Here is a 23,915-nt window from a genome sequence, read left to right as displayed (position 1 = left end):
AATTAGTCGTTATTTTGGTCTAGAAATGATTCGACAACGCTCAAGCTTTGCAGCGGTAGTTCTTCCATAGGAATGTGCCCTGCATCTTTCATAATAACTAATGTATCATTGGGTAGATCTTGATGAAAACGCTCTGCATTTTCTACAGGAATAAGTAAATCTTGGTCTCCCCAAAGGACAAGTGTTGGTTGTTTTATACTGCGTATTCTTTTGTAGGACTCTGAGCTGTTGTTTACAGCTAGACGTTCAATAAATGCTCGTCGATTTCCTTTGCGTAGAGTGAGCTCAAAATAGCGATTTGCAAGTTCATCGGTTACTTTGCTTTTGTCGTAGTATACGTTTTCAACACTAGAGCGCGCTATAAATTTTGGTGTAATAAACATGAATAAGTTTTTCAGAATTGGGATTTTAGCAATCTTAAAAGCCAGGGGTACACTCTTTGCTTTGTTCGGGTATCCCGAAGCGTCTATCAAGATTAGTTTTTGCACTCTTTCTGTATGTTCGGCTGTAAATTGCCATGCGATATGTCCACCAAGCGAATTTCCGCCAATTATACATTTTTCAATCCCTCTCTCATCCAAGAACTGTTTTACAAAATGGACATAATTATCAATTGAATAATCACTGTCTGGAAAAGGATCTGTCAATCCATACCCGGGGAGATCCATTCTAACGATTCGGTATTTGTGTTTTAAGTTATCGATCCAATCATCAAAAGTATGTAGACTTGAACCAGTGCCATGAATTAAAACAATTGGAATGGAGACTGCGAGATCACCTTCGTCTCGGAAATGCACTTCCATACCATCGATTGAAGTAAAGGTAGATGGGTATTTAGCATATTTTTCTTTTAGATCATCCAAAGGTATATCTTGATATCCAAATAGTACCGAAACGACAATTACTAAACTGCCAATAACATAAGCACTAACCTTTAAAATTTTATAAAGTTTTTTCATGTTTTTGATTTAGTATTTTAAAACAGTTCCACAATGATTTCATTTTTCCTATTAAAAACTTCATAAGGCGCATTATATCCAAAAAAATAGAAGCGGTTGGTGTGGGGAATACCTTCTTTGGCCAAAGCTGTTTGTAATTGTTGTTTGTATTTTTTTATTTTCTTGTTGCTAGCCCAACCCGAGAATTGTAGTGCCGCCACTGTTTTTGCAGGTTCTTTCTTAAACTCTACTTCTGGTTGATTAGGCTTAGGTAGTATGTCTTTGTGCAATTTTTTTGGCACCATAAACATCATTGTTGTCGAATCTTCCAAAGACATGCTCACCGGAGAGGTCATGGCTATTTTTTCATTTCTATCATTACCGCCAAAAATATATCCTGCCAAAATGGAGAAGCCTTGACTAGAAGCTTTTTTGAAGTCACTTTCAGAGAGTTTTACTGAGGTGAATAAAGTCGCTTCATAAGCTCTAGTTTCAAAGGTCTTGTATTTTTTAATAACAGTGTAAGGGTAGGTTTCAATATTCCTCTGACTATTCAACGCAAAGATTTGGATAGCCACAAACGCAGAGGCTAAGACTCCAAGTATAATTAGTAATATTTTCATTATTAAATTATTTAGTTTCATGTAAGTTAATCAAAAATAATAATCTCAAGAAAACACAGCTTGTTCACCAATTGTTTGAACAGCAATTTGTTAATATGGAGCTGTTGTTTCTTATCTGTTTTTACTTGGTTTCGTATAAAACAATCAGTGCAAAGCGTGCAGTTTTATTTTTTTTAGTAATTATCTTCTATTAAATTGGATTCAAGTCTTGTTTAGTTATATTTTTCATTACTTTTGAATTAAAAGTAAATTTAAAATAAAATTACATTTCGTTTATGAAACCAACATTATATTTATTGTCAGTTCTTTTATTTTCAATTTCTGCACAATCACAAGATACGCTGTCGATTTCTGGTGGAGATGCTAGCGGTGGCGGAGGCACTTCCAGCTATACTTTGGGTCAGGTGTTTTACAGCGCAAACTCCTCCGATAATGGCAGTGTCAGTCAAGGCGTTCAACAAAGTTTTGAATTATTTACATTAAGCAATCCACAACCGACAACAATTAATTTGGATGCTGTTGTTTACCCTAACCCTTCTTCTGATTATATTATGCTTAATATTATTGATAATGAGCTCACAGGCTTAAGCTATGTTCTTACGGATATTCAAGGGAAAGTGGTATCAAACGAAAAAATAAATAGTATACACACTCAGTTAAGCTTGGAGCGTCTTTCGGTAGGTACTTATGTGTTGAAAATAAACCAAAATAATAGTGAATTAAAAACGTTTAAAATCTTAAAAAAATAAACATCAGATGAATAGAATTTACAACTTCCTAACCGTAATATTAATAAGTACAATGGGCTTTGCGCAAGCACCAGAAAAAATGAGTTACCAAGCAATTGTTAGAGATGCTGCAGGAGAATTAGTGAGTGAACAAACTATAGGTATGCGTATAAGTATTTTACAAACCTCAGCGACAGGAACAGTGGTATATCAAGAAACCCACACGCCATCCTCAAATGTTAATGGATTAGTAAGTTTAGAAATTGGTGACGGCAGCAGTTCAAATGATTTTAGTGCAATAGATTGGAGTGCTGGCCCCTATTTTATAAAAACTGAGACCGACCCAGAAGCAGGGAGTAATTACACCATTACAGGCGTAAGCCAATTAATGAGCGTTCCGTTTGCATTACATGCCAAGGTAGCTCAGAGTGTTGCATCGCCAACATATTCGATTGGATATTGGCCAGAACTTGGGGGTTATGTTTTTATGATTTCTACAGACGGTAAGCATGGTTTAGTTTGTGAATTAGTTGATCAAAGTGACGCACCTACATCGTGGTACAATGCGCAAAATCTAATATCCAATCCTTCCAATCATTCAGAAGCTGGCCAAGGTTTTGTAGACTGGAGGCTACCCACAAGGTATGAGTTAGCTCAAATGTATTCTTATAAAAATGCTATTCAAGCTGCTGGTGAAACAGTTGGGTTTTCAAACTCATTTGGCTCAAAAACATATTGGTCATCTACACAAAGTGAAGCAAACTCTGGCGGTGGTGGTTTTGATTTTCCAGAAGAAACTGCCTGGAGACAAAACTTTTTTTCTGGGGGTCAGTTCAATAGTACTACATATACTTTGAGTTCTTCCGATTTCTTTGTACGCTCTGTACGAGAGTTTTAAGTAAGGATTCAATATTAGTGAGACGTTATTTTCAAATAATTATTTACACAACCATAGCTCTCTTTATAGTTTGCGCAATTTTCTTTTGGATTGAGTTACCACTTTTTACTTGAAATAGCATATTATATCCTCTAATTTTCTTAAATAACATATAATTATTACACACTCCTTTTGTTTTGTATTACAGATTTGAATAATTTTAGGACTTAATTTTATATTTATTACCTAATTTTAGGTTTTCATATAAATCAATTTAATAACAAATCATATGGAGTATTTCATATTAGCATTTATAGTATTTGGTTTTATAGGTTTGGCGATCTATTTAAAGAAGCCAAAGTCAAACCCCGAACATCAACTTGAAGAAAAAAATGCAAAGATACTTGCATTGGAAAAAGAGCTGAGTGAGAGAAACACTATCATAACAAACCTCAATAAACAACTAGATATTGCAGCTGCTAGGACAGAAAATTTTGATCAAATAAGGATTGAAAAGGCAGCGATTGAAGAGCGTTTTATAATTGTTGAAAGAGAGCGCAACACACTTAAGAATGAAACCATTGCCTATCAAAAAGCAGAGGAGGGGCGTCAAAAAGAAGTCACCAAAAGTATTGCTAGTGCCCTTACCCTTCAAGAATCATTAGAAGCTGAGAAATCACGCCTTAATGATGAGCGCGTTCAAGAAAAAGAGGATGTATTAAATAAAATGAAACTCAAATGGTCTGACCATGAAAAAGATGTTCAAAACCACCTACAACTCATATGTAGAAATAATGTCATAACTTACGTTAGTCAGGAAGATTTTCCACACCCAAGAAACAAGCCAGATAGCTCTATAGAGATTATGGATCAACTCATTGTTTTTGATGCTAAAAGCCCAGCCAATGATGATTTATCTAATTTTCCTAAGTACATAAAAAATCAAACTGAAAATCTCAAAAAATATGCAAAGCATGATAATGTAAAGAATGATTTATTTTTGGTGATACCTTCCAACACTTTAGAGGTAATTAATCAGTTTCATTACAATATTGGTGATTACAATGTGTTTGTAATCACCAAAGATGCCCTTGAGCCTATTGTGCTTAGTTTGAAAAAAATTGAAGAGTATGAGTTTGCAGACAAATTGAGTCCAGAGGAACGTGATAATGTTTGTAGAATAATTGGTAAGTTCGCTCATACTACAAAAAGGCGTATTCAGGTAGATGAGTTTTTTGCACGTGAGTTTTTAGATACCCTAACTAAAGCAGGATCTCAATTACCCAGAGATATTCTTGAAAACGTAATTAAATTTGAGAATGCTGAGAAATTAAATCCCCCAATGGAAAAACGAAACAAGAAGATTCTAACCAAAGATTTAAAACAGCAGGTAGATAATCTTGAAAAAGAAATGCAGATACGCGAGATCCCTAAAATATCTACTCAAACAGACCTTAATTTGTAGTATTTACTTCATTTTGAGATGGGTAGTGGTTTGTTGAAGAAATTATCATCAAGACTAAAGAGTTTTTTTTGAATAATAATTTCAGATCATAAGGTCGTGAAGTCGAACTATTTTGTTGAAGATTTGATTATTTTTAATAGAATATTTTATTATTTAATTTTAATAAATATTTGCCATTCAATCCCATAACACTCATCTGGTAATAATTCTTTTAAACCAATTTTGTTATTAAAACTGTCTGAAATACCTGTCATTGGTTCAATGGCAATTGCATTAGTATTCATTGGTGTATATAATTGTAAAAAGTTCTCTTTTTCAGACGAGGTCAAAACCAAGTCATATTCTGGTGTAAAAAATTTAACTTCCGGTTGTTCTAAAATAAAAGCATCATCAAATAGTTTTTTACTCAAACTTAAAGGCATTTCCGAGTCAAAGGGTTCAACTCCTACTGAAATATTGTTTTTATTGGATTTAATTTTTTTTGTGCTGCTAAACTCAATCTCGCTCATCTCCAAATCGATGCTGTTAAAATAGGGGTGCCATCCAAGTGTAAAAGGAAACTTTTTCTCGTCTATGTTGATTATATTTGTCTTTAGAATTAAAGTGTCTTTTGTAAGTTTATAAAGTAGTTCGATTCTAAACTTAAATGGATAGCCAATTGGTGGATTTAGTTCTTCATAAAAAAGTTTAATTTCTACCTCGTCATCAAATTGTTTTTTTTCTTCAACATTAAAGGTTTTATCATAAACTAATCCGTGAAGTGCATTATTTGCTTCTTTTTCATTACAATCTAAACTGTAATTTTGACCTTCATGCCTATATTTCCCATCCTTAATCCTATTTGCAAATGGAAATAATATAGAGCTAGGATAAGTTTTTTTATGATCTAATGGTTTGAGGTTTGTAATAACTTTAATATTATTAAAAACCAATTCGTCAATACTGGCTCCATAACTTAGGTTAATTCTAGCTTTTGTTCCATTTTTAGAGTCTATTAACTCAATTGCGTTTTCAATGGTGCTTTGTATATTTTCTATTCTAAACAAGGAAATAATTTAATAGTTATTTACTAAAAATACGATTTTACCACACAATTCCAACATATTAAGTTTAAACATCCCCATTAGTCATAGAATTTGCAACAAATTTATCATACGTGGGTTCAAATAAATATTAAGTTTGATTGAATCAAAATATAACATGACTAAAACAATTCAATTTACTTTTCTATTTTTCTTTTTTTGTGGTTTAATTCAGGCTCAGGTTTCAAATTCTTCTCCAAATATTATTTTCATTGCGGTTGATGATTTGAAGCCAACTATTGGTGCTTTTGGAGACGATTTAGCACGCACTCCAAACATTGATTTACTAGCTGAAAACGGTACAGTTTTCTTAAATAACCACACCCAACAAGCTGTCTGTGGTCCAGCTCGTGCCAGTCTAATGACTGGAAAGCGTCCGGACTATACAAAGGTTAGAGACTTAAAAACTAAGATGCGCGATATGGTTCCAGACATTGTTACCATTCCTCAATTCTTTAGAGATAACGGCTACACAACTGTTGGACTAGGTAAAATTTTTGATCCTCGCTGTGTAGATCAATTTAGAGATAAACCCTCATGGTCTATCCCATACATGCCTGAACACAAATTTGACTATCCTAGTGACTATGGTCCACCTGCTATGGGGTTTTACCAAGACCCAAAAATTAAAGCACATATTAAAGAATTAAGAAATGAAGCAAAAGCTAATGGGGTTAAAAATTTAGGAAAATATTTAAGAGATACATTTAAACCCCCTTTCGAAAAGACTGATGCCCCAGACGATGCTTATGTAGATGGCGCTTTGGCAATATACGCCAATAAATTTCTTGATGAATATAAATTAGAATCTAGTGAACCATTCTTTTTAGCTGTTGGATTTAAGCGGCCTCATTTGCCATTTACGCCACCAAAGCGCTATTGGGACATGTATGATCCATCAAAATTTAAAATCAATGAATTTCAACAGAATTCTAAAAATGGTCCTAGAATAGCTTATCATAGCTCTGGAGAACTGAGATCTTATATCACTCCAGAAATTTCATATGAAGTTTCAAACAGCAATCGAGTAATACTTTCTGATGAATTTCAAAAAGATCTGATCCATGGATACTATGCCAGTACTAGTTTTATTGATGCGCAAATTGGTAAAATTATGGATAAGCTAAAAACAACAGGTTTGGATAAAAATACGATTATTGTAATTTGGGGCGATCATGGATGGCATTTGGGCGATCATGGTCTGTGGAATAAGCATTCGAATTTTGAGCAAGCTACCCGTTCACCACTTGTTATTTTAGACCCAAGAGTTAATAAAAAAATACAAATTAAATCACCAACAGAATTTGTTGATATTTTTCCAACACTTTGTGCTGCTACTGGGTTTAAAATACCAGAAAACTTAGATGGAAAAAATTTAATGCCATTAGTTAGGGGCGAACAAATATCTGTAAAGCCTTTTGCGGTTAGTCAATGGACTAATGCTAAAAAAACAGGATATAGTTTTAGGACTGACCGCTACCGCTATACGGTATGGCTTAATGGAAAGAAAAGCACAGATCCTGTTTTTGAAAAAGATATTTTTGCTGAAGAACTCTATGATTACAAAATAGACCCAGCAGAAACAGTTAATCTTGCAGAAGATGAAAAATCAAAATCTTTGATTCAACGATTTCAGAAACTAGCGGCTAATTTTTTCAACACTCAAAGTAATACACCCATAAAAGATTTAGTAAAAGCTTCTGAAAATAAACTATTGATAGGAGCCACTCTAAACCATCATGAACTTGGAGGTAAGGAAGAAGAACTTTTCTTGAAAGACTTTAAATTCTTATGTCCTGCAAATGCTGCTAAACAGCAACGTGTATATCCTAGACCGGGTGTTTGGCAATGGGATAGAATAGATGAGTTTCTAGAGTTTTCAAAAACTCACAATCTTTCTGTTCGCATTCATGGTCCCATCAGCCCACAAGCTTCAAAATGGGCTAAGGAAGACCATAGGACAGCAGAAGAGTTAGAGGATGTTATGATTGAATTTATGACAGCTTCAGCCAAACGCTATAACGAAGAATCAACGGTACATTACATGGATGTAGTCAATGAAACTATTTTACCTGATGGCAGTTGGTTTGGTCCAAAACCAGGAACCGATCGCTGGGAAAACCCTTGGCTAACTATGGGACTAGACGAAAATGGTGTTCCGAATTATATCGTAAAAGCTTTTGAAATAGCAACGAAACATGCACCTAACGTCAAGTTAGTATACAATCAAAACGCTGGCATGCAAAAACCCATGTGGGACAAGGTTAAAGAAACTATCCTTTATCTCAGAAGTAAGGGTCTTCGTGTAGATGGAATTGGCTGGCAAGGTCATTTAAAGTTAAGTAAAACTACAGCTAATTTTATTGAAAAAACAGATCAAGCTTTAATGGAATTATCAGACTTAATAGATTGGGCTCATGCCAATGATTTAGATTTTCACATTACGGAATTGGATTATAAAATAGCTGATAAATCAAATTTACTTAAGGAATTTCAAACACAAGCTATTATTTATCAAAAAATAGTAAATGTTTTACAATCTAAAGTTAATTCTGGTGTGGTTACTCTGAATTTATGGGATATGGGTGAGCGATTTAAAAAACCCGATATTTATTTCCAATCCATATACGATTCTAATTTTGAACCTACACCAGCTTATAGTATAATTAAAAAAGCTTTGACAAACAATCAATAAAACCTATAATCTTTTAATCAAATTTTGCCCCTTTATATCGATACAGTACTGCAGTTGTAGCTTTGAGCTAAAGACTGAACATATTTAATTAATCCTTTAAATAACATGGGTATGAAAAAATTAAAAATTTTATTCTCTCTACTTGTAATTTCCTATTGCAACGGACAAACTAATACGAACGTTGATTTATCATCCAATAGTCGCCCTAATATTGTTTTTATAATGTCTGACGATCATGCCGTTAGTGCCGTAAGTGCTTACCAAGACTGGCTGGCAGAATTGGCGCCTACTCCAAATATTGATCGCATTGCCGAAAATGGCATGCTAATGACCAGAACGTTTAATACCAATTCTATTTGTGGTCCAAGTCGAGCCTCAATTTTGACCGGAAAGTATAGTCATGTAAATGGGTTTTTTAAGAATGAAAAAGGAGGAGATTTTGATGGTAGCCAAATGACATTTCCCAAGCTATTTCAAAAATCAGGATATGAAACCGCTGTGATAGGAAAATGGCATTTAGGGACAAATCCTACGGGGTTTGACTATTCTAAGGTGATGATTAATTGGGGTGGGCAGGGTACTTATTTTAACCCTGTTTTTTTGGAAAATGGAAAGGATACAATTGTTGAGCGCAAGCGTCATTCAACTGCACAAGTTGCTCATGATGCCATAAAGTGGTTGGATCATGAACGTGATAAAGAAAAACCCTTTATGCTGATGTATCAGTTTAAGGCGCCGCACCGACCATGGGAGCCAGCGGAAGAATTTCATTCGCTTTTTAACGACGGTGATTTTCCTCATCCTCCAAATTTTAATGATGATTATGAGGGGAGAAAAGCAGCAAAAGACCAATGGATGGAGATTGAAAACCACATGAATCGTCGTGATTTAAAAATACCACCACCAGATGGACTCAACAAGCGAGAATTGAATGATTATTATTCCTATGGTAATCAAGGTCAGTTTTGGACCCCATCAGATACGTTGCAAGGAGCTGCCTTGAAAAACTGGAAATACCAAACTTATATTAAGGATTATTTACGTTGTGTAGCAGGGGTTGATAAGGCTGTAGGGCAGATGCTCGATTATTTGGAAGCAAGTGGATTGGCCGAAAATACTATTGTTATCTACACCTCTGACCAGGGATTTTATTTGGGTGAGCACGGGTGGTTTGATAAGCGCTGGATGTATGAAGAGTCTTTTCGAATGCCTTTTATGATCTCATACCCAAAACGCATTGAACCAGGTACAGTTAATTTTAATTTATTATTGAATATTGATTTCGCACCCACTATGTTGGAATTAGCTGGGATTTCTGTTCCAGAGGACATGCAAGGCACAAGTTTTGTTTCTCAATTGGATTTAGAAACTAGTGATGTTCGAGACGCAGTATATTATCATTACTACGAATATCCCAAATGGCATAAGGTACAACCGCATTATGGTATTCGTACCAACCGTTTTAAGTTGATTCATTTTTATTATTCAATGGACGAGTGGGAATTATATGACTTGGATAATGACCCCAATGAGGTAAATAATTTATATGAAAATGTCAAGTATAAGAAACTAATAAAAAAGCTAAAGAAAAAATTAAAAGCACTTCAAATCAAATATAAAGATAATATAGGGCTAGACGAAATGCGAAAAATGACAGACATTGTTATCGAGCGGGTATACAACGAAGAAAATTTGAATCAGCGTTAATTTTCATTTTCAATAAAATAAACTTACTGTTTGCTTCATTAATAACAGTATTTGCTTCAAATGTTTCATCTACAACGTTTTCTTAAACATAAGTTTGGACTATGAATGTTTTAAAAACAATGATATTTTCATTTTTGCTTATTTCAGCTTTCTCTCATGCAGCTCCTGAAATTATTAATGCAAACGCTGTTGTTTACAAAACTGTTGAGGATATTACTCTAAAACTTCATGTTTATAATCCCAAAAAATTTGATGAACAGAAAATACACAATGCTATTATTTTCTTTCATGGTGGGGGCTGGAACAATGGCAATCACAAGGCATTCAAACGCCAATCGATGTATTTTGCTTCTAGAGGGATGGTAGCTATTTCGGCAGAATATAGGCTGAAAAATACGCATGGTACCTCACCTTACGATGCTGTTGAAGATGCAAAATCTGCTCTAAGATACATTAGAAAACACGCCAATAAATTTAAGATCAACCCCAATACAATAACCGCTGGCGGTGGATCTGCTGGAGGGCATTTAGCAGCAAGTTGTGGATTATTAAAAATGTGGGATAACCTTACTGAGGAGTTAAGTATTAGTTCAAAACCTAATGCATTGGTGTTGTTAAATCCTGTACTGGATTTAGGACCTGACCATTATGCCCACAAGCGTTTTGGTCATGATTATAAATCACTTTCACCAATTCATAATATTTCAAAAAAGGCACCTCCAACTATTATACTTGTGGGGACAGAAGATAGAATTTTACCAGTGCCAACCGTGAAAAAATACCAGTCCAAAATGGAGTCATCTGGTAATCGCTGTGATGTGGTTTTATATGAAGGACAAGGGCATGCTTTTTTTGCAAAACCCCCTGTGAAATATTTCATTGAAACAACTGACGAAATTGACCGCTTTTTAGTCTCTTTAGGCTATTTAGAAGGCGAGTCAACAATAAAAAAACAATACAAAATTTAATTAACCAATAAAATCAAACACATGAGAAATTTTTACTTTTTATCAATTTTGTTTTTTTCTTTTTCAATTTATTTGAATGCTCAAGAAAAAACAGAAAATTATTTACCAAATGCAGAATTTGACACTTGGGATACTGGTTCTTTAACAGGTTGGACACTAGAAAATAATGGTACTAATCAGTCTTCTTACGCCCAAGAAACAACAAACACTCACAGTAATTTATCCACAAATTCAGTTTTATATACTGCTACAGTAAGTAATAAGGGATATTTCACACCTTCAAATTCAATAACTATAACTGAACCAGGTCGATATTTCTTTGGTTTTTGGATTAAAGCAACAACAGCTAATACTACTATAAAGGCAGGTTATAAAATAGGTACGAATGGTTCTTTTACATATTCAATGGCAACTATTCCATTTAATGATACCGATTGGAAATATATGATTATTTTTTATGATGCTGTTGTAGGTGATGTAATCAAGCCAAGATTTGCTCCAACTGGTGCATCCTCTTTTTATATTGATGATGTTTCTTTGAGTCAAGGTAATCCAAATTCAAGTGTTGAAAGTAGTATACACAGAGGAGATGGCTTTAATCTTAATAGCACAACTGCTTTTGTTGATTATACTAATTACTTTGCACATCAAGGATATAATGGTGGTAATTATGGAGCCCTAAGTTTAGAAGATAATTTAGATAATGTTCACAGTGGATTGCATAGTTTAAAGTATGTTACAACATCTGATGCTAGTGCCTCACAAAGAGGAGTATTGGTATTTAAAGATAATGAAAGTTTTGGTATACGATATTTACATCCTACAACCACAGCAGCAAGGGAATATCAAGGTTCTGTTTGGGTTAAGTCGCCTACTGCTACATCGGTTAAGTTTAATCTTAAAGTTGGAAATTTAAATAATTTTAGTGATACATCAATTCCAGCTAATCAATGGACAAAAATATATTCACCAGTTGTCGATGCAACTTCTTTAGCTGCTGATACTAAAATATATCCAATCTTACAATTTCCAGAATCTTCAACAACTTACTATGTTGATGATTATTATTTAAATTGGGCTAGTGCAGGTACATTATCAACACAAATATTAGATATTTCTTCAATAAATATTTATCCAAACCCTACGGATAATATTTTAAATTTACAGTCTAATATTGATTTAATAGAAATTCAAATTAATAATTTATTGGGACAAAAAATAATTCGCAAAACTGATAATTTTGAAACGATTAATGTCTCTAATCTTTCTAAAGGAATGTATATAATAACTATGAAGACTATTAACGGTCAATCAACATCAAAACGATTCTTAAAAAAATAAATATGAAAAAAATCTTATTCACCGCTGTTTTATGTCTATTTACTCTATTTGTAGAGGCACAAGAAAATAAATTTGCGGCCAATCGTTCTGAGAATGCTGTGGCACTCATCACCTCTCAAATGGAAATTTCAGATGCAGACGCAGAGTTTATACAACAAACATTGTATAATAAATATGCTTCTAATGCAAGAAAAATTCGAGGTAAAGGACTTTCCGAAGATGAAAAAAAAGCAGTCTATAAAACAGCTTCCAAAGAAACTCGTCAGAAATTAATGACTAGATTTAATAGAGAAGAGGTTCAAAAAATTATTGACTTGGAGCGTAAAAGTTTTAAAAAATAATGACAAGGTTTTGCTTTTAATACAGAGGAGACCATGGTCTCCTCTTTTTTTATGAAAGAACAAAAGAGAATATTAATAGTGTTTTGCCTGCTTGGTAGTTCTTTAATCAATGCACAAACTTCTTCCTGGGGTATTGTAGAACAAATGGGTAGAGGTGTAAACCTAGGTAATACTTTAAGTGCTCCAGTGGAAGGTAATTGGGCACCTGTTGTTTACGAGCAATATTTTATTGATGTTGCTGATGCTGGTTTTTCTAATGTCAGAATTCCAATGGATTTTTTTGGATCCCGAACAACAGGCGATGATACTTCACTATGGTCATCAAATGCCAATACTGTTGATCAATATGATGGGGGCATTACAGATTTTTTAGTAAGTGAAACTTATTTGAATCGGGTTGAAACCGTTGTAAATTGGTCTATCGGGCAGGGTTTGTACACCATTATTGATTTTCACGGTGCAGAGTTAAAAGCTAAATTTTTGGAGACCTTTAATATTGAAAGCAATAATTATTCGTACCCAACATCAGCAAAGCGAGCAGCGGATTTAATGAAATTTAAATCTATTTGGCTTCAAATTGCAAATCGTTTTGTAAACGCTCCTTCAACTTTAATTTTTGAAGTCGTTAACGAACCTTATTTTGAAGTTAGTGCACAAGAGATGGACGAAATCAATTTAATGATTATAGAGGCCATTAGATCCACTGGCGGAAATAATAGTACACGTCCAATCATAATTACAGGAGGTACATTAAATTCCTATCAAGCACCAACCACTATTGGTGCTGCAGTTCTAAACAGTGATGCAAACTTAATAGCTTCATTTCATTATTATATCCCTTTTAATTTTACGAGCTCGTCAACAGCAAATAATAATGATTTTAATTGGGGAACAACTAACGATAAATCAACGGTAACCTCACATTTTAATACTGTTAAAACTTGGTCTGAAAACAACAGTATCCCTATTACACTTGGAGAATTTGGTGCGGATAACGAAGGAGGCTATAATTATCAAACAGGAGTTTATGGAGATAACGGTGGACCTGTTAATTCTGATCGAGTGGAGTACCACCGCTATATTGCTGAACAAGCCATAGACAGAGGGTTTTCATTTTCAGCATGGTGCTCGGGTAATAAGTCCAATAAGACCATTCATCTACGCACTGATAACCCATTCACTTCAAATGCTGATACAGGAGTTTGGGTTGAAGACGTAAAAGAAGCGCTTTTAGCGGATGGGATATGGCCAGAATGCTATGGTCCGACCTCGGGACAAATTATTTTAAATCCCGATTTTGAATGTGGTGTAACATCAAGTTGGACTTTCAATACATTTGGTAGTGCAGTAGCCACAATTTCAGAACATTCTGACACTGTTTTTTCTGGAAGTTCTGCTGCCAGAATTGAGGTTACAGCTTCAGACACCTACAATAAAGTTGTTTTGAGTAACATTGATTATGAACAAGACTTAACCAACAAAAAAATTACAATAGGTTGTTATGCAAAATCCCCAACGTTTGGTACATCATTAAAACTTAGAATAAAAGCAGAGGATAATTTGAACAATCCTTATTATACAGCTTCCTCAGCGTTTTCTTTGTCCACTTCTTATGAATATTATTCATTTGAATATATAGTTCCTCAAAACATAACCAATGTGCAGGTTCAAGTCTTGATGGGGGCGGATGTAGGGCTCTATTTTTTGGATTTGTTTGATGTATTAGTAGAAGATTATTCTCTTGGCTACAATGCACCTCCATTAGATTTAGAGTTAAAATTATATCCAAATCCGGTTAAAGAAAATCTATTTTTGAATACTACCCATAAAATTTTATATATTGAAATATACGATAGTACAGGGCGTTTAATTGTATCCAAAAAACGCACAAATTTAATTGCTGTCAATCATCTGTCAAATGGGGTTTATATAGCTAAAGTTGAATTTGAAAATAGAGCAATTGTCGAAAAGAAATTTGTAAAAAATTAGTCTATTTTTCTAATCTTATTTCTTTTGGAATTCGACCAAAATGATTTTTAAAACATTTGGTAAAATAAGACGGAGAAGAAAATCCAACTTTATAACCAATTTCACTTACGGTCAGATCTGTTTTTTCTAATAATTCTTTAGCTTTCTCTAATCTAATCTTTCTAATAAATTCAGTAGCTGTATCCCCTGTCAATGCCTTTATTTTTCTGTAGAGTTTACTTCTACTAAGGAACAGCTCCTCGGCTAGTTGCTCAACACCTAAGTTTGGATTAGCTATATCATTATGGATATAGTCCAATACATTTGTGATAAATTGTTTGTCTAAAGAAGTAGTGTTGGATAAATCTTTATTTTGAATTCCATTAAAATATTTTTCAAATAAGATTTGACGACTTGTAATAAGTTGTTTTATGTGTGACTTCATCACACTCATGTTGAATGGTTTTGTGATGTAAGCATCTGCGCCAGAATCTATCCCCTTTATTTTGTCAATTTGCATCCCTTTTGCAGTCATCATCAGTAGGGGGATATGGCTAATTTTTATATCATTTTTAACTCTTTTGCAAAATTCAATTCCATCCATTACAGGCATCATTATATCTGTAATAATCATATCGGGCATAAATTTAAGTGCTTTTTCTAGGCCTTCTTTACCATTTTCTGCGGTTTTAATTTTATAATGTTCTTTAAGTTCATTTTTGACATAATTTTTAAGTTCTAGATTGTCTTCGACGATAAGAATTGTTTTCTTTGATTTAGGCTTTTTTTGCTCAATACTATCAATCTCGTCTAATACGTCATTGATTTGATCAAAATTTGAAGTATCTGGATTTATATCCATGTTTGATAGGTCCTTATTAAAGTGTTTATTTCCCTTTGGAAGATAAATTTTAAATTCTGTACCAACATTATTTTTACTTTTGACATCAATTTTTCCTTTGTGTAAATCAACAAAGCTTTTGACAACCTCTAGGCCGATACCGGTACCACCATAGTACTGCTTATCCAGTTCCTTTACCTGAAAAAAACGGGAAAATATTTTATTTAAATCCTCTGCTTTTATTCCAATTCCGCTATCGGTGATGCTTATGCATACCGCTTTTGTTAGCTTTTTATTTTTTATTAAAGGGAAATACATTTCACCTTTTGTTTCTTGTATTTCTAACACTACTTTACCTTTTCCTAGAGTGGCCTTAAAAGCATTTGATAAAAGATTGAAAATAATTTTTTCAAGCATTGATGGATCGGCCCATATGTTGATGTTGTTTGTTTTATTTTTTATTATCAATTCAATATTGCGTTGTATCGCTTCTTCTTCAAAATGACTTGCTACTTCTTGGGCAAAAGGAATTAAATCGAATTTAGAAACATTAACTTCCATTTTCTCAAATTGCAACTTTCTAAAATCCATTAATTCATTTATTAGTCTAGATAAGCGTTTTGAGTTTTTGTAAATAATTTTATGTTTCTCCTTGATACTGTCCGGGAGTTTTAAATTGGTGTTTTTAATAATTTCTTCCAATGGATTTAAAATGAGTGTCAAAGGGGTTCTGAACTCATGAGAGATATTAGTAAAGAATTGTATTTTTTTATCATTTAGACCTTCAAGTTGTTTTCGTTCTTCTCGTTCTCTTTTTATTTCTAGCCGTTCTTTCACACGGATATCAATGAATCTATAAATATTATAGATAACAATTAAAAAAAGTACAAAAAACATAAAGGAGGCAAGATTGGTTTCCCACCATGGTGGTAATATTTCAATCTCTAAAGATGTGTAGTCATTATTCCAAATCCCATCTGAATTTGCAGCCTTTACTTTGAAATCATAACGTCCAGGAGGTATATTTGTATATGTTGCATTTCGGGTTTTCTTAACATAGTTCCAACCAGGCTCAAACCCGTCTAAATAATAGGCGTATTCTAAATTCTTTGAGTTCGTGTAGCTTAATCCAAAAAAACCTATTGTAAATAAACTCTGATTGTGCTTAAGTTGAAGATTCGAAGTTTCTCCAATAACTTTACTTAGTGGAGAATTTTCATCGCTTGGTTTTATGCTTTTATTGGAAAGCTTAAAATCTGATATATAGACTTTTGGCACATCATAGTTTATTGTTATTGTTTGTGGATCAAAAAAGTTAATCCCTTTATTACAACCAAAAAATAGGACGCCATCCTCTGAAAAATATACAGAGTTTTTGTTGAAGTTATTAGCTAGAATTCCATCTTGGGTATTGTAATTAGTAAAGTTATTTGCGGTGTAATCAAATTTTGTCATACCATTGTCACCCGTAAACCAAAAGATTCCTGGTTCAGATTCGATAAATGAGGTAATCGATTGGTGAATGAAGTTATCAGAGCTGTTGTACCACTTAGTTGTATTTTTTATTGGATTCAATTGGAAAAGACCATAACCATCGGTGCCAATCCAAATATTATTGTTTTGGTCTTCAAAAAGTGTCGTAATTACGTTAAAGCTAGCAGTTGTTTTAAGTGTTTTATTGATGAGTGCATTGTATGATTCAACTTTTGGGTAATTATTGATATTTGACAATTTGAACAAACCAGTTCTAGTGCCGAGCCAAATATTATCACTTTGATCAACTAAAACTTTTCGGATATTTTTTGTGTCAATATATTTTTCTGTTAGGGCTGGCTCTTGATGATGAATAAACGTTTTGGATTTTGGATTGTATGAATAAAGACCACTTAAAAAACTACCAATCCATATGGTTCCCATTGAATCTTCGGCAAAGCTCATAATTCTATTGGATTTAAAAACACCATTGCTGTTGTCAACGTTAATATTTTTAAATACGCTCTTCCCTTTTTCCAATAAAAACAAACCAGAATTCCAAGTACCTACCCATATATTTTCGCGTTTATCGATGTAAACTGTTACCACGTTACTACTTGTAAGGCCTTTAGCAATAGGATTGCTTTGATCAATTAGATGTGTAAACTTTTCAGTTAAGGGGTCATACACATCAACTCCACCATCAGCAATTCCAAACCAAAAACGTTTTTGGCTATCTTGAGCTATGGCTGTAACAGACTTTGAGTATAGCGATTGGTCTTTGTTTGGAATACTTTCAATAGATTTAAACCGTTCTTTTTCTTTGTCATAGATGTCAATTCCTTGGTTAAAATATCCTAGCCATATTCTATTTTTATCATCAATAAATGTTGACCAAATTGAATTTGATTTAATGCCTTTAGTTTTTGATCTTTCGTATTTAAGTGAGTTGATTTTACCTTCTTTATTTAGAATAAATAGGCCATCATTTTCGGTTCCACAAAAAAGAGAACCCTCATCATTAGAGTCCAAGGTCAAGATTCGTTTGTTGGTGATGGTGTGATATTTGAACTCATAGTAATTAGTGGGGGTAGTCAAAATTTCAATCAATCCATCACTTACTGTGCCTAGCCAAATACTTCCGTCTTTTTTGTTGAAGATGGTTTGTATTGGATTTTCAATGATTTTTCGACCTCCAAGTGTTGTAAATTCAGCTTGGTTAATGCTATTGCTCAGCGGATTGTATCCGTGTAGCCCTATGTTTGAACCAATTAAAATAGCACCTCTCTTGGTTGTCTCAATACTGTTAACTTGAAATCTGTTGGTATTTATATTTTTCTCTAAAACCACAGCTGTGCTCAAAAGAGATTCTTTATTGACCTTAAAAACACCGAAGCTGTGCGTTCCTATTAGTAATGAGTTATCATCTGTTTCATTAATAGCTTTTATTTGAATTTTTGAATTAAGTTCATTAAGTGGTATGTATGTGAATTGATCTAAGTTCCTGTTGTATAGGTTGAGGCCTTCTTCAGTACCGACCCATAAATCATTACTTTTATCTATATAAATAACATTAATGACTGAGTTGTCAATTGTTTTATCATCGTCCCATATATGCTTATAGTTCTTTAATTCATGGCCATTAAATGAACTCAAGCCATTGCCTTGAGTTCCAATCCAAACTATTCCTTTGTGGTCTTTAATAATACAAGAAACAGCCCTCGTTCCAATATCTTCTGCAAGTGATTCAAAATTTACACTATCATAGTCTTGCTGAGCTATGACTGGACTTGGATTGAAAATAAAAAAAACAAAAATGTTTAAAATAATACCTGCGCGCATAGATTTTAATTTCGCAGAAAAAGTAATGAAAGATTGGGGTGGGTAAAGATCAATTAATTTACAATATATTGAATATATTATGAGAAGATTTTTTTTTAATGCTTCATAAATTACATAAATTTCTTCAAATGTTCCATAGTCAAGCTAATGATTCAAATATATTTGTTTGAGTTACTTCTATACTTAAATTAAATATAGCTAAAATTAATTACCAACCAATTTTAAAACAAATGAAAAATAAACTCAAAATTCTAATCGCAATCTTATTGCTGCCTCTGGCAATCTTTGCGCAATCTAAAACAGTTACAGGGGTAGTCAATGACGACCAAGGATTACCACTTCCGGGTGTTACAATTCAAGTCAGAGGGACAGATAATTTAGGCGCTGTCACCAATTTTGATGGTGAATTTTCAATCACAATCCAAGCTACAAAAAAACAAGTGCTTGTTTTTTCATATGTTGGATTTCAAACGATTGAGTTAGATGTCACAGATTTGACGACGGTGCGTCTGTCCATGGAAATTGACACTGCAGAATTAGATGAAGTTGTTGTTGTAGGCTATGGTACGGTTTTGAAAAAAGATGTAACGGGTTCAATTAGTTCTGTCAAAGTTGATGAAAATATTGCTAATCAAACTACTGGAATCGATCAGCTCCTACAGGGTAGAGCTGCTGGTGTTCAAGTATCTCAAAACTCTAGTGCCCTGGGCTCAGGTGTGAGCGTTAGAATTAGAGGGACCAATAGTTTGAGAGGAAATAATGAACCTCTTTATGTCATAGACGGTATTATTATTGCATCAGCAGGAGAGGATGTAGTACATACAGGAGGTCTTGGAAATGACGGTCAAGAAGTACAAAACGGTCTCACAGGCATCAACCCTAGAGATATTGAAAGTATTGAAATTTTAAAAGATGCTTCAGCCACAGCAATTTACGGCTCAAGAGGAGCTAATGGTGTAGTATTAATTACGACTAAAAAAGGGGAAAAAGGCAATGTGAAAATTAATGCATTCCACACAACAACATTTAGAAGTATTCGAAAAAAATATGATATGTTGGATGGCGTTGGGTATGCAAGATATCAGAACGAGGCATGGGAAATTAATAATGGAAATCAAGATTTTCCTTATGAAATAGATAATAGTGGTAATGTTTATGCGACAGGTCCTAATGCTAGTGATAATCCGTTAGAATATTTTGATTGGCAACAGATTGTTTATGATCAAACGATGAGTCAAAGACTCGGCTTTTCAGCTTCTGGTGGTGGTGATAATGGCAATTATTATATTTCTGGTGGTATAGGAGATGAAAGCGGGATTGTTGCAAACTCAGGAGTTAAGTCAGGAGATTTAAGAATAAACTTAAACCAAGACCTCAACAAAAACTTAAAACTACAAGCGCGTGCTACGGCCTTTTTTACTGAAACGGATTTTGCCAATTCAGGTGATCTTATTGGTACAGCGAATCAGAGCTTTGTTCGAAGTACGCTTGTTTTTAGACCAATTGTTAATTCAGCTGATGAAGGTTTTGTTGAAGATTTGGATGCTTCAAATCCTTATTCTTGGATCAATGATTTTACAGATATTTCAAAAGAAAAACGTTTTATTGGATCTGTTGCACTCACCTATAAATTACCAATCAAAGGCTTGAGCTATCAATTCAGAACCGGAGGAAATGTTAGGATTAAAGACCGAAGACGATTTTTTGGATTGACAACTTTTGCAGGAAGAAATGCAAATGGTGCTTTGCAGATTTCAGAACTGGACTCCAAAACATATCAGGTTAATAATCTTTTGAGATACAACCGTAGCTTCAATAGGAAACACAGAATTAATGCGACATTAGGACTTACTTACGATGTTAGAGATAATCAAAACAGTGTCTATGCAGTCCAAGATTTTGTAGCATTAGACCTTACAACAGATCAACCTTATTTAGGTTCTGTTATTGATACGCCGCTTACATATTTATATTCTAAGCAACAGGTTTTTTCATTTTTAGGGCGTCTAAACTATTCTTATAAAAACAGGTATGTATTCACTGCATCTTTTAGACGTGATGGGGTTTCTAAATTTTCATCGGCAAATCGCTATAGTTTCTTTCCATCATTTGCACTGGCTTGGAATGTAACCAATGAACCTTTTCTTCAAAATTCTGATTTTATCAGCAATTTAAAGCTGAGAGCTGGATGGGGACAAATTGGAAACCATGGTATACGTCCTTATGGTACCATACCTAATTATGGCATAAGTTCTGGCGTGCAATATGGCGACCCAGTCAATGGCCTCAGTATTCCAATTATCTTGAATAACATAGCCAATCCTAATTTAACATGGGAGACCACTGAGCAAATTAATTTTGGTGTAGACTTTTCATTATTTAATGAAAAGATTTCAGGAACACTTGATCTTTATGACAAGACCACAAAAGATTTACTTCAAAATATCCCTATACCATCATCAAGTGGTTACACGAATTTACTTATAAATAAAGGAGAAATTTCTAACAAAGGAGTAGAACTTGGCTTGGATTTTGATTTAATTTCAACTGATGATCTTGAGCTATCTTTGGGAGGTAATATTGCATTTAATAGAACTAAGATTTTATCTCTTGGAGTCCCTGTTGATGATTTTTATATTGACGGAGAAGCTCAACAGCGTTCATTCTTTTTTGGGAATAGAATCTCTAATGGGCAAATTTTCCGAACACCTGCAAATGTATTTGTGCAGGGTGAAGAAACCAGCCTTTTTTATGGGTTTGAAACCAATGGAATTTATCAAACAGAAGACACGGATATCTTAGGCAATGCTGAGCCCGGCGATCCAAGAATTATAGATCAAAATGGAGATGGTGTAATCAATGATGATGATAGAACCTTTATTGGTAATCCAAACCCAGACTTTGTATACGGATTAAATTTAAATTTTAGATACAAAAGATTTAATATTTCAATGCTTTTTAATGGAGTTTATGGAAACGATATAGCCAACGGTAATCTTTTAACTATTGGTAATGCTGCGGGGCAATTTCAAAACATTAGTTCAGATGCATATTACAATGCGTGGCGACCTGATGCACAGTCCAATACAAATCCAAGAATTGGTTATAACACCATTGGCGACACTGCCATTACCGATCGGATTATTGAAGATGGAAGTTTCTTGAGACTAAACAATCTTACGGTTGGTTATGATTTACCTGTTGAAACTACCAGTCTATTCAGCCGTTTTAATGTCTATGTAACAGCTCAAAATTTATTTACCTGGACCAACTACAGTGGCTACAATCCAGAAATCTCAAGTTTTTCTTACGACGGTCTTAGAAATGGTGTTGATTGGAACGGTTCACCTGATGCAAAAACAATATCTATTGGAGTAAATCTTAACTTTTAAAATTAATTAAAATGAAAAATTTAAAAATATTCTTATTATTTGCCCTTACCATATTTACGTCTTGTGACTTAGATGAAGATCCTCCTTATTTGGGTGATAATGCTTACAATGACCCAATGTCTATTTTAGCTACCTTGGATGGTGTTTATGCGGGGTTAGCAAATTACCAAGCTCAAGAAAGACGGCTTTTTGTACAAAATGGCTTTTCAGGTTTTTTTGTTACAAGAAAACAGGGTCCAAATATAAATAATGTAAATAACAGAAATCTATTCTCATTAAAGCCACAGGCCAATGATGGTGATGCTGATGCACTGTGGTTTGGTTTTTACAGAGCCATAGCAAGGGCAAATACTTTAATCGCCAATGTTCAAGATTATGACCCTGATGGCAATTCAGCTAATGACAAACTTTTTAAAGAAGTGGTTGGTCAAGCCCATTTTGTAAGATCCTGGTCTTATTTTTCGTTGGTGCGTTTATTTGGTGATATTCCATTAATTTTAGATTTGCCATCTCATGATGCTGTAATGAACGCATTGACTCCTGCAAAAGAGGTTTATGCGCAAGTTATTGCAGATGCCAATGCTGCTGCTGATATGATGTATGATGGTTATAATGGTGATGGAGAAATTGATTACCAGTATTACTATCCTAAGAAATATGCTGCTAATATGCTTTTGGCCAAAGTTTATATGACCATGGCTAGTAATGAATATGCAACTACTTATGACATCATCCCAGATAATTTATTGGGTTCTGATTTTTGGCAAATGTCCTATGATCAAGCCATTCAAGTTTTAGATCAATATCAGTTGGTATCTGATTACGCTTCCCTGTTTACTTTAGAAGGTGAAAATTCTACAGAATCTATTTTTGAACTGCAGATTAGTCAAGTTGCTACAAATTCGCAGATGGGAAGAAATTACACCCCTAACAATTACAAACCAGGACAATGCTTTGGTTGGTTTAGTGTTGGTGCAGATTTTTATGACGATCATTTTACAACTTATCCAGGAGATCCAAGGCTCGAAGGTGCTACTTATATGAGTGAATATAGAAACAATGGTAATAACCCTAATAACGTCGGTAACTGGGTTCGTACTTATCCTTCAAGAAATAGAGGTTGGTTTGGAAATTCTCATCCTTACCTTTTTAAATTCGCTAATAAAGACATTACACATAGCAATCAATATGACAGTAAAAATATTATTGTTTACAGGTATGCGGATCTTTTACTAATGCTAGCTGAAATTTCCAATGAACTGGGAAATTCAACCGGTGCATTAAATTATGTTACACAGGTTTTGGACCGTTCTGGATTAAGTAATGCAGAATATGCCAGTGCGGATCAAACGACTTTTCGAAATAAAATAATGAAGGAATACCGCTATGAGCTGCTCGGTGAGGGAGAAGATGCACATAATAATAGGCGTAGAGGTTTTGATTATTTTTTAGAACATATTATTATTCCTCATAACCCTAGCAGTTGGCATCCAATTACTCCAAATAGAAGATTGTCAGACGGCCAATCTATGAATTTTAACAACAAAGATTTGACGCTAAGTGAAGACCCCTCTCAGATCATGTTTTTACCCCTGCCGACAAGAGAAATTAACACTAATGACTTAATAAATTAA

General features: G+C 34.0%; 15 protein-coding genes. 11 read left to right on the top strand and 4 right to left on the bottom strand.

Translation table 11 applies throughout. The annotated features are described in order from the left end of the window. Positions 1–2 precede the first annotated feature (2 nt). Entirely contained in the window at positions 3–959 is a 957-nt protein-coding gene (locus tag FORMA_RS01060; protein ID WP_069673921.1) for an alpha/beta fold hydrolase, read from the bottom strand. A 17-nt stretch (positions 960–976) separates the two neighbouring features. Next, positions 977–1,561 (bottom strand): SOUL family heme-binding protein, encoded by a 585-nt coding sequence (locus FORMA_RS01055; protein ID WP_069673920.1) that lies wholly within the window; start codon positions 1,559–1,561, stop codon positions 977–979. A 275-nt stretch (positions 1,562–1,836) separates the two neighbouring features. On the opposite strand from FORMA_RS01055, the gene FORMA_RS01050 reads away from it, so the two are divergent. The 3 genes from FORMA_RS01050 to FORMA_RS01040 all read left to right on the top strand — a co-directional run bounded on the left by FORMA_RS01050 (position 1,837) and on the right by FORMA_RS01040 (position 4,631). Further along, positions 1,837–2,310: a T9SS type A sorting domain-containing protein gene (locus FORMA_RS01050; RefSeq protein WP_069673919.1), complete on the top strand. Its 474-nt coding sequence runs from the start codon at positions 1,837–1,839 to the stop codon at positions 2,308–2,310. 7 nt (positions 2,311–2,317) lie between these two features. Then, a complete protein-coding gene (locus FORMA_RS01045) occupies positions 2,318–3,187 on the top strand; it encodes an Lcl C-terminal domain-containing protein (RefSeq protein ID WP_157506003.1) in 870 nt (289 codons plus the stop codon). 268 nt (positions 3,188–3,455) lie between these two features. Further along, positions 3,456–4,631, top strand: coding sequence for a hypothetical protein (locus FORMA_RS01040; protein WP_069673917.1), 1,176 nt, complete (start codon positions 3,456–3,458; stop codon positions 4,629–4,631). A gap of 149 nt (positions 4,632–4,780) precedes the next feature. Here FORMA_RS01040 and FORMA_RS01035 read toward each other — a convergent pair whose 3' ends face one another. Next, on the bottom strand, positions 4,781–5,677 hold the full coding sequence (locus tag FORMA_RS01035; RefSeq protein ID WP_069673916.1) for an aldose 1-epimerase: 897 nt from the start codon (positions 5,675–5,677) through the stop codon (positions 4,781–4,783). Between the two features lie 154 nt (positions 5,678–5,831). Between FORMA_RS01035 and FORMA_RS01030 the strand changes: the two genes are divergently transcribed. From FORMA_RS01030 to FORMA_RS01005, 6 genes are all read left to right on the top strand, one after another. Further along, positions 5,832–8,408, top strand: coding sequence for a sulfatase-like hydrolase/transferase (locus tag FORMA_RS01030; protein ID WP_069673915.1), 2,577 nt, complete (start codon positions 5,832–5,834; stop codon positions 8,406–8,408). 111 nt (positions 8,409–8,519) lie between these two features. Next, on the top strand, positions 8,520–10,115 hold the full coding sequence (locus tag FORMA_RS01025; protein WP_083236595.1) for a sulfatase family protein: 1,596 nt from the start codon (positions 8,520–8,522) through the stop codon (positions 10,113–10,115). A gap of 101 nt (positions 10,116–10,216) precedes the next feature. Then, complete coding sequence (locus FORMA_RS01020) at positions 10,217–11,083, top strand: alpha/beta hydrolase (protein ID WP_197500771.1); 867 nt, start codon at positions 10,217–10,219, stop codon at positions 11,081–11,083. Between the two features lie 21 nt (positions 11,084–11,104). Continuing rightward, positions 11,105–12,424 (top strand): T9SS type A sorting domain-containing protein, encoded by a 1,320-nt coding sequence (locus tag FORMA_RS01015; protein WP_069673914.1) that lies wholly within the window; start codon positions 11,105–11,107, stop codon positions 12,422–12,424. Between the two features lie 2 nt (positions 12,425–12,426). Then, complete coding sequence (locus tag FORMA_RS01010; protein WP_069673913.1) at positions 12,427–12,765, top strand: hypothetical protein; 339 nt, start codon at positions 12,427–12,429, stop codon at positions 12,763–12,765. Between the two features lie 51 nt (positions 12,766–12,816). Beyond that, positions 12,817–14,754, top strand: coding sequence for a cellulase family glycosylhydrolase (locus FORMA_RS01005; RefSeq protein ID WP_197500770.1), 1,938 nt, complete (start codon positions 12,817–12,819; stop codon positions 14,752–14,754). Between the two features lies 1 nt (position 14,755). Here FORMA_RS01005 and FORMA_RS01000 read toward each other — a convergent pair whose 3' ends face one another. Further along, a complete protein-coding gene (locus FORMA_RS01000) occupies positions 14,756–18,889 on the bottom strand; it encodes a hybrid sensor histidine kinase/response regulator transcription factor (RefSeq protein WP_069673911.1) in 4,134 nt (1,377 codons plus the stop codon). Between the two features lie 230 nt (positions 18,890–19,119). Between FORMA_RS01000 and FORMA_RS00995 the strand changes: the two genes are divergently transcribed. Beyond that, positions 19,120–22,281 (top strand): SusC/RagA family TonB-linked outer membrane protein, encoded by a 3,162-nt coding sequence (locus tag FORMA_RS00995; protein ID WP_069673910.1) that lies wholly within the window; start codon positions 19,120–19,122, stop codon positions 22,279–22,281. A gap of 11 nt (positions 22,282–22,292) precedes the next feature. After that, positions 22,293–23,915 (top strand): RagB/SusD family nutrient uptake outer membrane protein, encoded by a 1,623-nt coding sequence (locus FORMA_RS00990; protein WP_069673909.1) that lies wholly within the window; start codon positions 22,293–22,295, stop codon positions 23,913–23,915.

It is taken from the genome of Formosa sp. Hel3_A1_48 (assembly GCF_001735715.1).
Lineage (GTDB): Bacteria > Bacteroidota > Bacteroidia > Flavobacteriales > Flavobacteriaceae > UBA3537.
Note: the sequence above shows the minus strand (reverse complement) of the source record. Positions and strands in the feature narration are given on the sequence as shown.

What these genes read in the sequence shown, in the direction of transcription:
- FORMA_RS01060 (WP_069673921.1), bottom strand. Translation starts at nt 959, where the DNA reads ATGAAAAAACTTTATAAAATTTTAAAGGTTAGTGCTTATGTTATTGGC.
- FORMA_RS01055 (WP_069673920.1), bottom strand. Translation starts at nt 1,561, where the DNA reads ATGAAAATATTACTAATTATACTTGGAGTCTTAGCCTCTGCGTTTGTG.
- FORMA_RS01050 (WP_069673919.1), top strand. Translation starts at nt 1,837, where the DNA reads ATGAAACCAACATTATATTTATTGTCAGTTCTTTTATTTTCAATTTCT.
- FORMA_RS01045 (WP_157506003.1), top strand. Translation starts at nt 2,318, where the DNA reads ATGAATAGAATTTACAACTTCCTAACCGTAATATTAATAAGTACAATG.
- FORMA_RS01040 (WP_069673917.1), top strand. Translation starts at nt 3,456, where the DNA reads ATGGAGTATTTCATATTAGCATTTATAGTATTTGGTTTTATAGGTTTG.
- FORMA_RS01030 (WP_069673915.1), top strand. Translation starts at nt 5,832, where the DNA reads ATGACTAAAACAATTCAATTTACTTTTCTATTTTTCTTTTTTTGTGGT.
- FORMA_RS01025 (WP_083236595.1), top strand. Translation starts at nt 8,520, where the DNA reads ATGAAAAAATTAAAAATTTTATTCTCTCTACTTGTAATTTCCTATTGC.
- FORMA_RS01020 (WP_197500771.1), top strand. Translation starts at nt 10,217, where the DNA reads ATGAATGTTTTAAAAACAATGATATTTTCATTTTTGCTTATTTCAGCT.
- FORMA_RS01015 (WP_069673914.1), top strand. Translation starts at nt 11,105, where the DNA reads ATGAGAAATTTTTACTTTTTATCAATTTTGTTTTTTTCTTTTTCAATT.
- FORMA_RS01010 (WP_069673913.1), top strand. Translation starts at nt 12,427, where the DNA reads ATGAAAAAAATCTTATTCACCGCTGTTTTATGTCTATTTACTCTATTT.
- FORMA_RS01005 (WP_197500770.1), top strand. Translation starts at nt 12,817, where the DNA reads ATGAAAGAACAAAAGAGAATATTAATAGTGTTTTGCCTGCTTGGTAGT.
- FORMA_RS01000 (WP_069673911.1), bottom strand. Translation starts at nt 18,889, where the DNA reads ATGCGCGCAGGTATTATTTTAAACATTTTTGTTTTTTTTATTTTCAAT.
- FORMA_RS00995 (WP_069673910.1), top strand. Translation starts at nt 19,120, where the DNA reads ATGAAAAATAAACTCAAAATTCTAATCGCAATCTTATTGCTGCCTCTG.
- FORMA_RS00990 (WP_069673909.1), top strand. Translation starts at nt 22,293, where the DNA reads ATGAAAAATTTAAAAATATTCTTATTATTTGCCCTTACCATATTTACG.